We start from the raw sequence: 15,213 nt of genomic DNA, 5'->3' as shown, positions 1-15,213 counted from the left end.
CCTGCAGTTGGATAGAGCGTTTGTGAAGCAAAACCTTTGGCAACTGGCCAGGGCGTTTGACCCGGTAATATTTAAGGGCACCGGGTTTCAACTGTCCTATGAAAGTCCAACACCAGGGTGGGCCCGAAAAAAAACTCTGGATAGGCTCTGTGCCATAATCGTGGCCCACGGGCCTGAAGTACAACGAGATACAATGGCGCATCAGCTGGAAATTGACCCGGCAGCTGCGGAGCCCTGTCAATCCCTGACCATATGGCCAAGCAGACAGATTAAACGTTTGCAGGATGCACTGGCTTCTGGCTGGCAGTTAGCCCTGCCACCGGGGCAGACCCGATCCGATATCATTCATGCTCTGGCCACCGATTGTTTTCATAGGGCCAGAACAGCGAATTCTGAAGCAGAAGGCATTGAACGCATTGAACATTGACTGTCTGAATCACTGAAATGGACGGGCTCCGCCGACAGGCCCATGTCAGCACTGGCCCGGGATCTTTATTACGGCGAGATGAATCAAAAGGATCGTGAAAGCCGTCGATTATCCCGACTCCATGACCGGCTTGCGGACTCTCCCGTTCTATTCCTGCAAGGGGAAACCGGCACCGGGAAAAGTTACTTTTCCGCCAAAATGGCGAAAGCTTCAGGACAGGCTGCGGTGATTTCCCTTGGACCTTCTGACAGCGAACAGACCTTGATGAAACGCTGGCGTTGGAAGGAGAATGCCGATGGTGACCCTTCTATGGCACAGCAAAACCGGGCGCTGATGGAATGGGCCAGTATTGAACCCGACGAAGATGACAAATTCGTCACACTGGTGCTGGATGAAGCCAACCTCGCTAAAACGGGATTACTGGCGTCATTGAACGGCTTATGGGAGCCGGAACCCTGTATCTATGTGGACGGTCAACCTGTTCCGGTCGGCACTAAACAGCAGGCAGAAGCACGGCAAGAATCCATGCCGGAAGTCTTTTACCTGAATGCCTGTGATTGTTCCTGGGACAAACCGTGTGAAAAGATCCAGGCGGCAAAAATTAATGGCGGCATCGTGGTGATTTCGGAAATGAATCTGATCGATAGCCAGCATCTGGAAGGTGAGTTAAACGATATTCTGGCCGGTGACGCCCATCCGGGCTTCCACCTGTTTGCCACCACCAACCCGCCTGAGTACAGCGGGCGAAAACCGTTATCACCGGCGCTGAAATGACGTTTCAGGCATCTGCCGATCCGCCAGTATAACCCGGCGGAATTACAGACCATTGCTGGGAAAATGTTACCAGATACCCGGGAAGGGAAAATCCTGGCTAAAAAGCTGACTCAGCTACATTGTCGCCTGAGGGCATACCTGCAACGGAAAAACCTGCCGTTGCAACCTGCCAGTCTTGATTTACAGAATGTGGCCAGAGCCGTCATCCAAGGAGACGATGAGACCGAAAAAGGCCTTCATCAATGCTTCAATCAGTATTACCGGCTTTACCTGATGGCCGCCAACATATCGCTGGAGGAGCTGCCCGAGTTATCGTCTCCTGCCATGGGTAGAAGAGAGTTTGCTCTTGAACTGAGCGAATGGTTCAACCAGACATTGCCGGACATGAATCGCCCGTGGCTGTTACGACTCAGTAATCTCAACAGCCTTGATGAAAAATGCCATGAAATTCGTATTAATGCAGATCTCAATGACAAGGAAGCCAAAACAGAAATCATCAGGATGGTGGCTCAGGCCCTTTGGCAGGCATCCGGTCTTCCCCTGAAGCCAGACGGGTCCGACGATATTCTCAACCAGGCACTATACCGACACTGGCAACAATGCTGGTTTGCCCGGGAATTTGACCAGGCAGGCGTCAATGCGAATAGTGTATTTCCCCTGACGGAAGAAGAGCAACAAACGCTGAAATTACCGGCTTCCCGGCCTTATCTTCGGAATGCTGAGCAGCAGATAGAGACATGGAACGCCAATGCATTTCAGTTATGGCCTGCCTTTTGGCACCAGATGAGAAGGCTGCCGAACCCTGTTAACGAAACGCTGGCTATCAGCGTTGATAAAGCGGCTGAAAAATACGACCCGAAACTCCACGAGAAAGAGTTTGAGGCATTAGACCAAATGACGGACTATCAGTATCAGGAGATGCCACAAGTTGATGATTATATCGTTTTTGATACCCGGGACTTTCCTTCAGAGATGTATCGTTGCTGGGCAAACGACATTTTTGTGTCTGCCAGGGGTGATATCAAACCGATTGATCTTGGTAATAAACATATTATGGGGATCGAAATACTCACGCCGGACCCGTTACCAGAGCATAACCAGTCAGTGGCATTGGCTGACAATCAAACGCTGGCGACCTTGTGCGTGCCATCGGACAATGATCAATATTCATTACCCAGTCTGACGCCTGACGACTATATCGTGGCACTGCGTATAGAGCCCGATTTGGCATTTACCCTGGTCAGGGACCAATATACCGGGCTTCACACACTCTCTGTTCCTGAGGCCAAAGCCAACCAGAGTATTCGAGTGACGTATATCGTAGAGCCCCTGGAACCGGGCGAAAATGCGTCGGCTGAAGGCTCCCGATCAGAACGATTTGACGCCTGCTGTTCAGAAGGTATGAAATCAGTACTGGACAGGAAGATCGGGTCACTGAACGACTCAAGTCGCTCCATTCAAAAATGATTATTCAGGACGAAGCAAGCGTTCAACGGTGGTTGGGCTTAATAGTGGCAACACTGAAAAACAGTGACTTAGGCAAACCTTCAGTTATTCATTTTGCTCATGAAGTCCTGGAATCGGGTTGGCTTGACCCAGTGCCGAACTATAAGAAACCTGTCGTAGGAGCCTTTCAACATCATAAGCTATTGCTGCGCCTGGAAAATGTCGATGAACTGAAGGTTAAAGCCAGCCATTGCCTGAAAAAGTTTTATAAGCAGTTATGGTCCAGAGAAAAAAATAGTCAGCTATGGCGTTTGGCTTATGAACGCTACCTGGAGATAGAAGGTGATGACTTCTTTGCCACTCATTGCCATGATGGGTTTTCGCAATACCTGGAAAATAAAATTGTCAGCTCATCTCTACAGTTCACCTGGACGAAAGACCCTGAGGGCATTCCAAATATAGAACGAATGCTGACGCAAGATCCCGCGTTTCTGAAACCAGACTCGGGCAAGGTCAATCACCGTCCGGTGATTATCATGGGACAGATTTTCCAGGACGATGAAGTGACTGATAACAAAGTCGAAGCCCTGTTTCAAAAGGTTGTTGAGAAGAGCCCGGAATTAAAGAATATATTACAAAAAATCAATACCCGTATGGCCATGAAAAAACAACGCTTCAATGCTCGGAAGGCATTGAAAAAAAGAAGAAAAAGTTTCGTGATGATTTAAAGCATAAATGCAAACAAGCGATTCAGGAGGCGCTCTGTCATTATTTGTATGAATTGACGCACTCGAAAGGTGGTTGCTTAACGTATTGTTGGGCCGATGCTTGCTCTGAGAACTCCACGGACTCAGACTACTGCGGCGCTCATGAACCATCATCACCGGATGAGCTGTTTATGATGATGCTGGATTTTAATAGTTCTTCAGCGTTTCAGAAATCTGTTAAGGCTACCTACCTGCGGCAAGCACTCAACGCCAATAACGCTTTGGTGCTCAAAAACGATGATATGGACAAAATTTACGAAGAGTTTTTCAATACCGTGAATCTGGATTCGCTTTCTGACTCTCTGATTTAAAATCAGGGCGTATATTTCTCACCGGTTACCAATGTCGATGGATATCTCATGAGGCCATCGCATCCGCAAGGGTTGCAGCTCTCCATTTAAATCAGTCTTGTAACGTTTTGTCTATTTGTCCGTATAGATCGTAGATAAATGATGATGACTGCCCGGAGCTTTTTAATCATTAACGTCAGGCAATCATCATGCTCTAACAGAATCAGGGATTATTTACAGCTCGTCTTACAGTTCGTCATTTGGTGTTGTAGGCCTGCACCATGGTTTATCTTCGCAGAGTCCACCTACGCACTTTTCATAACCGCAGAAGGTGTGATCCGGACATGGATCCCAGTGTGTAAATGCTGAGCATTCGAAGGCGCCACAGCCATCACCATTACAGTTGTGACAATGGGTGGTGACCGCATCGGAAGGACAGGAATCCGGAGCACCACCGAGTTCAATAAATGATGAGCTGTGGTCTTGTGGTCTTTTTGCGCAATTTATTCTTTCGTAAGTGTGATCATAAACAGCTTTGACGAGATCCCGTTTTCCACATGTCATATTACCACTGTCGTTTTGTTCATAACCAAAGGATATTTTACCTTCTTGTTTGTCGACAAATGCACATATTGGTTCGTTAATCTTAGAGCCATTTTCAGGCTTTCTCATAACGTAATAATAATTTTTTGAACCCGGGATAGTGACTTTTGTTGTATGGAAATGCATGAAACCATCCATGTCATAGAAACCTGCGTCCAGCCAATGATAGTTTGTGAACTCTTCTTGCATAGAACCATTTGCATGATATCTGCAGATATGTATGCTGGATTTTTCTGATGTTATGGTAGTGACATAACCAATATACTCTTTACGCTCTTTAGGTTTGCTGGGATCGTTGGGTGCGTTATCATCATTTTCAACATTTCTGACGAAACATAACAAAACCGTTGGCTTTAACTTGCTGATATCCTCGGGAAGCATGCTGGGTGGCCTTCGGTATTCGAGGACAAAATCATTCTTAGCCTGTGTCTGAAGAGAAAAAACAGAGACCAAAAACAGGGCTATTAACCCTTTTTTTTTCAGTGCGTTGGATAACATCAGACATTCACTCTTGTTTTGACATCCTCCCCGTCGTAAGGAGGGTGTCGCGAAACTCTCTCCAGCGTGAGAACGAGTTGACTCCCGTCATTCCCGGCTTCATTCTCGTCATTCCCGGCTTCATTCTCGTCATTCCCGCGAAGGCGGGAATCCACACTGACTCACCACCAGAGCCATACTACCCGGTGCTCCCCCTGGCCTTGTCATCCCCTAGAAGGCAGAGAACCACTGTTGGCACTGGATTCCCGCCTTCGCGGGAATGAAGACTTCAGAGCGTGAGAACGAGCTTAGGCGACCCCATCAAAAAACACGGGCAGAAAGCGGAAGGTATTTTACTTTTCCTGTCAGGTAGCGTAATCGCAAAAAACACCTGACGGATTGGAAAATAGCACAAGGAGCTTGCTTTGCAAGCCGGGCTTACATCCCCATCCTTCTTTACGGGAACGGGATATACCTGCTGATGGTCACCCTTACACATCAAGCTTTGTCTCGAAATTGTCCCCTACAGAGCTCACTGATTACCACTGTCCATGGATATCTCATGAGGCCGTCGCATCTGCCATGGCTGCGACCGTCTTTCTAAATGGAACTTACGTTTAATCTGAAGGTCAAATTATATAACAACTTCAACTTGGTTCTTTGGCTAGCAGTAAGGAGATTGACTATGGATGGTCAGATTAATGGAGGTACAAAAAAACACGCTCTGGATCCTGACCTTCTTGATCATAACGTGACAGCCAAAATAGCAAAGCTGGATTTATCGTCAAAGCAAAAGAAGACTGTAAGAAGCTGCTCTGAAGTAGAGCCCAAATTAAACAGATCACCATCTCCGGAGACCCTGACTGACAATGTGAGAACCGTCTCTTCAACGGATTCCTCGCTCCCAAAGGCGACTCATTCCTTCGATTTTCGTTTTGTCGCCAGTGATGATGAAGTTCGACAGCTTTTGACTGCCAGAACCTGTAATGAAGATGTTACTGTTATTTCCCACCCCGATGACCTTTCACAGGCTAATCTGGTGAGTCGGCTGAGCATTTCTGGCGATGGTCGTCATACTTTGCGCTCAGGCAAGCTGTTTGAAGGTTCACAGCCATTCACTCTGGTGATAGATATCCGACAGCTCACCAGCGAAGAACTGCCCAAATTTAACGATCTGCTGGACCCGGATAACCCCTGTCTGTACGACAAAATCAGCCAGAAAAAACGCCCCCTTGGCGAGCATGTTTCTCTATTGGTGCTGGCAGACCCTGCACAGTTGGCAGCCATTGGCCAGCGTGATGACGCGCCTGCGGCCGGCGCACCGGGTGCTGATTTCTGGCGGAGAATTAATCGTCCGGGAAATACCTGGCAGTTCAAGACACAGAAAGGCAATGATCCATCGATGGATATCGATAAGGTTCCTCCGGTATTGACCGAACTCCCCTTTGCCGAAAGTGCTATGGATGACGACAATAGCGTTTTAATTGACTGCCATTTGCACGGTCACTGGCGACAGTTGCTCCTGGGCGGTCCCGGAGTGGATCAGGAGGGGCGAATCCGGCACGTCCCCGGCAGGCTTGAGTGTTTGAAAGCCGGACAACGGGTGATTCTGAAAGGAGCCAACTGCCAGGATCTGGCCTTTGAACAGACGATTCGACAGATGCTGGCGAAAAAGTGTTTTGAAAGCAATGGCAAGATCTGTCCGTTACCCGACGATGTTCAGTTTTACCGGATGCCGGTAGGGAATGACGAGCTTCATTCACTGTTCCAAAGTCTGTCCTACTCTCTTATCAAAGAAGGTACCAAAGAAGGTGTCAAAGAAGGTGTCAAAGAAGGTGTCAAAGAAGATGACAATGGAGAGAACGCATCAGGAAACCCGATCATTATTAACCGGAGTAATATTGCCCAATGGCTGAACCCCATTGCTATTGCCCCGGAAGGCTATGCAGTCCCTAACACCGTTTTGTTGGAACAGGTTCGTGCGGGCGGTGTCGTCACGGTAACCTCCCCCCTCACTAAGGCACTCTGGTTTCGTTTGCTGGGCTCATTGGCGACTATTCGCGCGACCACCGGCCTGGAGCCCCGACTTCAGGTAGCCCACTGGAAACAACAGCCGGAAGCCCTGGGATTGACAGAAAACGATGAGCGCCCTGTGTCCGGGAGCCACCAGCAACAGAAAAAAATCAGAGATCATGATGCCTTTGAAGCTGTCACTTATCGGCAACATGCTGAGGCAAGTCAATGGATCAATGATCACCGGGGAGCACCTCTGGTCATCCGGGTCAATGAACAGACTTGTTTAAGTCAGCTATTTGATAATCTCCATATCACCTCAGAACAAAAGGCGTATTTTAAACGACATCAGAGTGGCTTGCAGAAGGCATTAATTGCTGGCACGCCGGTAGCATTCCTGGGGCTCGAGCGAAACCCATCCCTTGCGCAGCTGTTGGAACCTCTGATGATGGGTCAGCCTCTGCTGGTCAATGGCCAATTACAGGCCTACCCCCGGGCTAATATTGCCCTGCTCTGGCCTGAGTCCGCGGTAAGCCCATCGCCAGTATTTTGTTCGCTGGTTGCCGCAGGAAAGCCGTGTCCTGAGGTCGATCTCTGGGATATCAATGCCCGCAAGCATTGTATCTCCCAGGCTGAACTGCCAGAGCAGGCACTTAATAAACTTTACAAAGCGTTTAAAACCGTCCCTGGCGGCCTTTGTAGCGCTCTGCCTGAAATCACCAGCGGGTTGTTAAATAACCTGATACTGGCTGCCCAACGAGCACAGCAGGTTGACCATGCCTCACAGCTTTTACCTCGCCACTGGCGCAAGGCCATTGATAGCGTCATCACCCATGGCACCCGGCAGCACCCGTCCGTGCGTGATTTTATGAAAGTGGCTTGCTGGCACTTGTTACCGGACAAGACGTCGGATGCTCATAACAAGCCAGATGAAGAACAAGCCGCCTCGGTAGACCCGGATCAATTAACCAGCATCATTAACAGTGCTCCACGGTTGGATAGAAAGTTTGTGAAGCAGAACCTGTGGCAACTGGCCAGAGCCTTTGACCCGGCAGTATTTAAAGATACCGAATTAAAACTGTCCTACAAAAGCCCATTTCCAGGGTCGAGTAAAAAAGAAGTTATGGACAGGCTCTGTGCCATGATCGTGGCCCATGTCCCTGAACGACACCGACAGGCAGCGGCGCATCAGTTGGCAATCGATCCCGGGGCAACAGAACCCTATCAATCGTTAGCCATCAGGCCAACAAGACAGATTAAACGTTTGCAAGATGCACTGGCTTGCGGCTGGCACTTACCTTTACTTCCGGGGCAGACCCGATCCGATGCCATTCACGCTCTGGCCACCGATTGTTTTCACATTGCCAGAGGAGAATATGTCACAGAAAATCCTGACGCAGAACGCATTGAACACATAAAAAATCGACTGTCTGATTCGCTACGGCCGGGTTCTGCTCATATGCCATTGTCAGCACTGGCCCGGGATCTTTATCACGGTGAGGTGAGTCAGGAAGATCGTGAAATCCGTCGATTATCCCGGCTCCATGACCGGCTTACAAACTCTCCCGTTATATTCCTTGAGGGAGAAACCGGCACCGGGAAAAGCTACTTTTCCGCCAAAATGGCAAAGGCTTCAGGACAGGCTGCGGTCATTTCCCTTGGACCTTGTGACAGCGAACAGACCCTGATGAAACGCTGGCACTGGAAAAAGCACACCGATGGCGATCGCTCTATGGCTCGGCAAAACCGGGCTCTGATGGAATGGGCTAAGACCCCGTCCGACAAAGACGGACACTATGTCACCCTGGTGCTGGATGAAGCCAACCTGGCCAAAGCAGGATTGCTGGCGTCATTGAACGGCTTATGGGAACCAGAACCCTGTGTCTATATGGACGGTCATCCTGTCAAGGTCGGCCCAAAACACCGGGTGATTCTCACCGGCAACCCGAATCATTACGCCGGGCGCCAGATGGAACCGGCTCTGAAAGAGAAACTGCCCAGGGCTTACTATCCCAGCCTGGACCAGGCTTTCCTTCAGGACAGAGTGGTGGAAACGGCTCTGGTCAGCCAGCTACAACGGCATCTGCAGGACTGCGACCAAATCAACAGGATTGCACATGAAGCCACCGAGACTGTGATGGCACTGTGGCAGTACTATCAGGAACTGTTGCCCGAGCATGAGTTTACCCCCAGGGATTTAACGGATATCTGCAGTTGGGTGGGCTGGTATCTGGATCGTGCGTTATCCAAAGGAGACAGTGTTAGCTGTAAGCAAGTGAACAGTTTGATCCGGCAAAGTTTTCGGGATGTACTGGGTCCCGAAATCACCGAGACTCAACAGGATGACCTTTTGGCACTGGAAATCTGGTTTGCTGCCCGTTATCAACTGGACAACACCCTGAGCGACAAAGTTCGTACACAGAGCCTGAACGATATACAGCAGCCCTTCATGCAATACACCGACAAAAACCGACCTGAGTTTGATACTTCCGGATCGGCAGTCATTGAGCTGGCGCAACGGCTGGGACAGGATTTAAGTCGCTGTCAGCAGGCTTATCATCGCAAGATAAAACACGGCGGCCGTCAGGCGACGCTGATTCAGGGCCCGGCCGGACGGGGTAAGGATGCCACGCTGAATCTGATGATCAAAAGTGTCAAACAGCAGGCTGAGAATAAGGGAGAAACCATGCCAGAGATATTTCTCCTGAATGCCTGTGATTGTTCCTGGGACAGAGTGTGTGAAGCAATCCAGAAAGCAAAAGCGGAAGGCGGCATCGTGGTGATTTCAGAAATGAATCTGATCGACAGCCAGCATCTGGAAGGTGAATTGAACGATATTCTGGCCGGTGACGCCCATCCGGGCTTCCACCTTTTTGCCACCATCAACCCGCCTGAGTACAGCGGGCGCAAACCCTTATCACCGGCGCTGAAAGGGCGTTTCCGGCATTTGCCCATCCGGCAGTACAACCCGGCAGAATTACAGACCATTGCCGGGAAAGTGTTGCCAGAGTCCTCAGAAGGGACATTCGCCGCTAAAAAACTAACAGAAAAACATTGTCTTATAAGGACTCACCTGCAACGCAAAAAACTGCCATTGCTGCCGACCAGCCTTGATTTACAGAATGTCGCCAGGGCTGTCTTCAGTGGAGGCGATTTTAGCGAAAAAGCCCTTCATCAATGCCTCAATCAGCACTACCGGCTTTATCTTATTGCCGCCAACCTATCGCTGGAGAACCTGCCAGAGCCATCGCCTCCTGCCATGGATAAAGGATCCCTTGATCCTGGGCTGAGCGAATGGTTCTACCAATCGGTATCGGGCATTGATCGTCCGTGGTTAATACGACAAAGTGACCGCAACTGTGTTGATAAAAATCGCCATGAAATTCTTTTTAACACTCGTTCGGATAAAGAGGAAGTCAAAACGGAAATCATCAAGGGGGTGGCCCAGGCAAAATGGCAGGCATCCGGTCTTTCACTGATGCCGGACGAGTCGGACGACATTCTCACCCGGGCACTGTACCGACACTGGCAGCAATGCTGGTTTAATCGTCAGTTTGGCCAGTCGGGCGTGGACGCCAGTAGCGTATTTCCCCTGACGGAAGAAGAGACACAAACGCTGAAATTGTCTGTTAACCAGCCTTATCTTCAAACAGCTGATCAGCGGATAGGAGCATGGGAAGCCGGTGAAGTTCAATGGTGGCCTGCGTTCTGGCATCAAATCAGTGGTCTGCTGAACCATTTGGTAGAGGATTTTATTGATGAAGCAGCCGCTATTGGCGCTGATAAAGCGCCTGATCAGGACATGCCACAAGTTCAGGAGCAACAGACTCCGGCGCTGAAGCAGAGAACGAACCATGAGCCACAAGTTCAGGAGCGACAGACTCCGGCACTGAATCAGAAAACGAATCATGAGCCACAAGTTCAGGAGCGACGGACTCCGGCGCTGAATCAGAAAACGAACCATGAGCCACAACCTGTTAACCAGGCGTTGGCTATTAACGCTGATAAAGCTCCTGAAAAATACCTTCCAGAGGCCCACTTGGAAAAGGCTCCGAAATTGGACCAGAACACGAATTATGAGAACCAGGAGAAGCGAACCATTAAGGAATATAAAATTTTTGATACGAAGAGGTACCCTTCCGAAATGATGCGCGTGCGGGCAGAGGATATTTATGTGTCTCCTGAGGGCGATGTCAAACAGATCAGTATTAATGATCAACACATACAGGGAGCCGAAGTCCTCGTACCTGCAAGGTTGCCAGAGCCTGACCAGGAAGTGATATTGGCCAGAGATCAAACACTGGCAACTTTTACCTGGCAATCAAAAAATGGTCAACTTGAATTGCCCTGCCTGACGACTAAAGACTATATCGTGGCCCTGCGTATAAAACCCGATTTTTCATATACCCTGCTCAGGGATGGATATACCGGGCTTCACACACTGTTTATTCCAGAAGCCAAAGCCAAACAGAATATTGAATTGGCTTATATCGTAGAATCCAGAAAAGCGGGCAAAAAAACACCCGCTGAAAAAGTCCGACCAGCACAATCAACACGTTTTGACGCCCGTTGTTCAGAAGGTATGAGAGCCGTACTTAAGGGAGTGCTTGATGATATTGAAGGGCAACCAACCAAAGTACAGATGCCTTTACAAAACATAAAAGACGCCAAAAATACAAGGCGACGCATTGAGGCGATCAAGGACTATTGTAGACAGTTCTCCGGTAAGGCTGAGCCGAAAAAAACGGGAAATTTCTTTCACTTCCTGGTAACGCAGCAGCAGGGGCGCTGTCGTCATCGTGTGCCTGTTTTTGTTGCTCTTTGTCGTTATTTTGGGATTCCATGTCGGCAAATTAAAAGCTATACCCATGTCTTTGCAGAGTTTTCCCTGGATGGAGGCCAAACCTGGGAGTCAGCAAATTTGGGCGGGGCGCCTACCCGGGATATAGACATCCTGTCCAATTTCCAGCCTCGCAGGCGGGTCAATGGTTCTGGCACTCAGTCGAAGAAAATCAAGGATATCCTGAAAGGTGCTGATTTAGCACAAAAGGTAGCACTGGCTGAAGCCAGTGGTATGAGCCTTGAGGAATTGAGCAAAGCCCTTGAGCAAGACACTACATTGCCGGTATCCCAACTAAGCACTGTCGAAATGGTAAAGCAACTTTGGAAGCGAAGATGTTTAGCCAGTTTTTCAATGGGCGTCGCAATGATCGAGTCGCTGGAGACAAAAGAATTGAGCGATGAGAAGAATGAATTGCTCATTGTTAAGCCTCGCCCCGACCACGAGAAAGGATTTCCCAGTGGAGAGCTTTTGCTCGATTTCGAGCATAAATCTCTCGTTAATGCGCTTTGGTGTGCTCGCGATGATGTATCTGGCAGTTCTGGGCTTCGCGACGGTAGGCATAACTCTATACCTATGTCAGACGCAGTAAGAGAAAGATTGGCCTTCAGGCTTGGAGATCAGCTGACTGAACCGCTCAAGTCACTCCATTCAAAATTGATTGATCAGGCCGGAGCAAGCCCACACAAGTGGTTGAATGCAATATTGGAGATACTGAAATTCGCCGATTTAGATCCTTCGACTGTTCACTTTACCCGTGAAGCCCTGGCATCGGGTTGGCTGGATCCACTGCCGACATGTGAAAGCGATAAGGTGAAGGCTCATGAACATCATGATCTATTGGTGCGTCTGGTAAATGTCGATGCACTGAAGGTTGAAGCCACCCGTTGCCTGAACAAGTGGTATCAGGAACATTTGTCCAGGGAAAAAAATAACCAGGTATGGCAGTTAGCTTATAAAGACTTCCTGGAGAGAGAAGGTAATGCCTTGTTCGTCAAACATCGTCATGATGGGTTTTCGCGATTCCTTGAAGAGCAAATGGCCAGTCGATCTGTGAAAAGCGCCTGGACAGAACAACCTGAGGGAGTTCCTGATATAGAACGAATGCTGGTGCAACAACCCGCATTCAGGAAGTTAATCTCAGGCAGTACGACCCAGCGTCCGGTGATTATCCTGGGGCAACCTTCCTGGGAGAAGAGAGTGAGTAACAAAATAATCGAAGCCCTGTTTAAACTAAAAATTGAGAACAGCCCCGATTTGAAGGTGGTATTGGAAAGATTCAATAAACATCGTGCAAACACTGAGCAATGCGTCCGTAATGTGCGAGAATTGGACAAAGAATTCAAGGAAGCTGGGGGTACGCAATCTCAGGCTCAAAAAGAAGACTATGAGAAAAAACGGACTGAGCTCCTAAAAAATCACGACCTTAGTTTAAAGACCCTTGAGTCATCAAAGGACAAAGAACTTTTGAATCATTTAAAAGACAAATGCCGAAAAGCGATTCAACAGGCCTTCTGTCATTACCTGTATGGAGTGACACACTCGAACGGCAATGGCTTAATGTATTGTTGGGCCGAAGCTTGCGTAGGGTCTGAAACTCAGGAGCGGGACAGCTATGGCTCTCATGATCCATCCTCACCAGAAGAGCTGTACGCCATGATGTCTGAAATTGATAGCCTTCCCGAATTTCAGTACAGGTATAAAGATGCCTACTTAAGGCAAGCACTTAACGTCAATAACGCTCTGGTACTCAAACCCAATGAGCTGAAAACCATTGCCAAAGAGTTTTTGAGCAGCGTGAACTTGAACTCGCTTTGTGAGTCATTAGGTACCTGAAGAAAGAGAAAGAAAGGAGAAAAAAAGAGAGAAAAAAAGACACCCAAGAAAAAGAAAAAAAGACACCCATGAGAAAAAGAAGAAAAAAGAAAAAAGACACCCACAAAAAAAAAGACACCCATAAGAAAAGAAAAAAGACACCCATAAATTTGCTTTACCATCCACCTGGTCTACTTTTCACCTACAACTGATTTTTTCCCCGAGACAGGTGAGTTCATGGCCCAAGCTCGCAATACCCTGATTGACCCCAGCTCAACGCCTTATTACCACTGCATGGCAAGATGTGTTCGTCAGGCTTACCTCTGTGGAGAGAACCACCTGACTGGCAAGCAAAAAAAAAGACACCCATAAAAAAGAAAAAAGACACCCAAAAGAAAAAAGACACCCATAAATTTGCTTTACCATCCACCTGGTCTACTTTTCACCTACAACTGATTTTTTCCCCGAGACAGGTGAGTTCATGGCCCAAGCTCGCAATACCCTGATTGACCCCAACTCAACGCCTTATTACCACTGCATGGCAAGATGTGTTCGTCAGGCTTACCTCTGTGGAGAGAACCACCTGACTGGCAAGAACTACGAGCATCGCCGCCAGTGGGTGGTGGATAAACTTCAGGAACTGGTTTCAGTCTTCGCTATCGAAGTCTGCGCTTACGCTGTCATGTCGAATCATTATCATGTGGTTTTGCACATCAATCAGTCATCTGCCAGAGGCTGGTCACGGGACGAAGTGCTTCACCGTTGGACGACCTTGTTCGCAGGTCCGCTTCTGGTGCAAAGGCATCTGGCCGCTGACAAACTGGGCAGCGCTGAATTGGCCCGTATTGATGAATATGCTGAGGAATACCGGCGTCGTTTAACGGATATCAGCTGGTTTATGCGTTGTCTGAATGAACATCTTGCTCGTGAGGCCAATAAAGAAGACGAGTGTAAAGGACGCTTCTGGGAAGGACGCTTTAAAAGCCAGGCATTGCTGGACGAAGCAGCCTTACTGACCTGCATGTCCTATGTTGACTTGAATCCGATTCGGGCTGGAAAGGTAGAAACACCGGAAGAGTCAGACTACACGTCGATTCAGGAACGCGTGGGGCAGGTTACACATTCTGAGACTAAAAAACAGCCGCTGACCCTGAAACCTTTTTGTTTGCAGGGCCAGAATACGGATGTTGCCCTTCCCTACCTTCTTCACGACTATCTGGAACTGGTTGACTGGAGTGGCCGCATTGCCAGAACAGATAAGAGAGGTTCCATCCCGTCGTGTACCCCTCCTATTCTTCAAAGGTTGGACATTGATCCGGATGAGTGGCTGAAAACCATGCAATGGAATAATCGTTTTTATCGGGCAGTTGGACGTCTGGAGGCGATGAAGACCTTTGCACTTGAAGCTGGACAGAAGTGGCTTCGAGGTTTAAACGCCTGCAGTCGTTTGTACCTGACAGGTTAGCGTAGAAGTTAGTTAAGAAACTAAACACTTTCTCTTTACCCCTCCTCGACTTTAAGTCGGTATAAGTTTGTGTTGTCTGAATCATGGCCTGAGCAGCCTCTGTTCGCGGGATGCTCCTGTGTGGATCGCTGATAGGCTATTCGAAGATAGGTTTTCAGATCCTTTTTTGGAATACAGTTTTTAAATGTCTTATTTAATTAATGGGTGTCTTATTTTTCTTCTTATTTTTCTTTTTTGTTATGGGTGTCTTATTTTTCTTGGAACTTCCATCCTGTCTGAAGGTCAAATTATTAAAC

At 48.5% G+C, this 15,213-nt stretch carries 10 protein-coding genes; 9 read left to right on the top strand and 1 reads right to left on the bottom strand.

Annotation, left to right across the window (positions count from 1 at the left end):
- Positions 1–22: 22 nt before the first annotated feature.
- The 5 genes from P6910_RS03995 to P6910_RS03975 all read left to right on the top strand — a co-directional run bounded on the left by P6910_RS03995 (position 23) and on the right by P6910_RS03975 (position 3,725).
- Positions 23–427: a hypothetical protein gene (locus P6910_RS03995; RefSeq protein ID WP_317144994.1), complete on the top strand. Its 405-nt coding sequence runs from the start codon at positions 23–25 to the stop codon at positions 425–427.
- A gap of 42 nt (positions 428–469) precedes the next feature.
- Positions 470–1,201, top strand: a complete 732-nt coding sequence (locus P6910_RS03990; RefSeq protein WP_317144993.1) for an ATP-binding protein — start codon at positions 470–472, stop codon at positions 1,199–1,201.
- 63 nt (positions 1,202–1,264) lie between these two features.
- Positions 1,265–2,668, top strand: a complete 1,404-nt coding sequence (locus tag P6910_RS03985; RefSeq protein WP_317144992.1) for a hypothetical protein — start codon at positions 1,265–1,267, stop codon at positions 2,666–2,668.
- A 44-nt stretch (positions 2,669–2,712) separates the two neighbouring features.
- Positions 2,713–3,375, top strand: a complete 663-nt coding sequence (locus P6910_RS03980; RefSeq protein ID WP_317144991.1) for a hypothetical protein — start codon at positions 2,713–2,715, stop codon at positions 3,373–3,375.
- A gap of 170 nt (positions 3,376–3,545) precedes the next feature.
- Positions 3,546–3,725, top strand: coding sequence for a hypothetical protein (locus P6910_RS03975; protein ID WP_317144990.1), 180 nt, complete (start codon positions 3,546–3,548; stop codon positions 3,723–3,725).
- A gap of 225 nt (positions 3,726–3,950) precedes the next feature.
- Here P6910_RS03975 and P6910_RS03970 read toward each other — a convergent pair whose 3' ends face one another.
- Entirely contained in the window at positions 3,951–4,688 is a 738-nt protein-coding gene (locus tag P6910_RS03970) for a hypothetical protein (protein ID WP_317144989.1), read from the bottom strand.
- Between the two features lie 161 nt (positions 4,689–4,849).
- Between P6910_RS03970 and P6910_RS03965 the strand changes: the two genes are divergently transcribed.
- The 4 genes from P6910_RS03965 to P6910_RS03950 all read left to right on the top strand — a co-directional run bounded on the left by P6910_RS03965 (position 4,850) and on the right by P6910_RS03950 (position 14,917).
- Positions 4,850–5,068 carry a hypothetical protein gene (locus P6910_RS03965; RefSeq protein ID WP_317144988.1) on the top strand — a complete coding sequence of 73 codons (219 nt, stop codon included), beginning with the start codon at positions 4,850–4,852 and terminating at the stop codon, positions 5,066–5,068.
- 401 nt (positions 5,069–5,469) lie between these two features.
- Positions 5,470–13,473 carry an AAA family ATPase gene (locus P6910_RS03960; RefSeq protein WP_317144987.1) on the top strand — a complete coding sequence of 2,668 codons (8,004 nt, stop codon included), beginning with the start codon at positions 5,470–5,472 and terminating at the stop codon, positions 13,471–13,473.
- Between the two features lie 216 nt (positions 13,474–13,689).
- A complete protein-coding gene (locus P6910_RS03955) occupies positions 13,690–13,824 on the top strand; it encodes a hypothetical protein (protein WP_317144986.1) in 135 nt (44 codons plus the stop codon).
- 109 nt (positions 13,825–13,933) lie between these two features.
- Positions 13,934–14,917 (top strand): transposase, encoded by a 984-nt coding sequence (locus P6910_RS03950; RefSeq protein WP_317144985.1) that lies wholly within the window; start codon positions 13,934–13,936, stop codon positions 14,915–14,917.
- The last annotated feature ends 296 nt before the right edge of the window (positions 14,918–15,213 follow it).

It is taken from the genome of Endozoicomonas sp. 8E (assembly GCF_032883915.1).
In the GTDB taxonomy this organism is placed as follows: Bacteria; Pseudomonadota; Gammaproteobacteria; order Pseudomonadales; family Endozoicomonadaceae; genus Endozoicomonas_A.
This window is presented reverse-complemented; position numbering and strand designations above follow the sequence as displayed.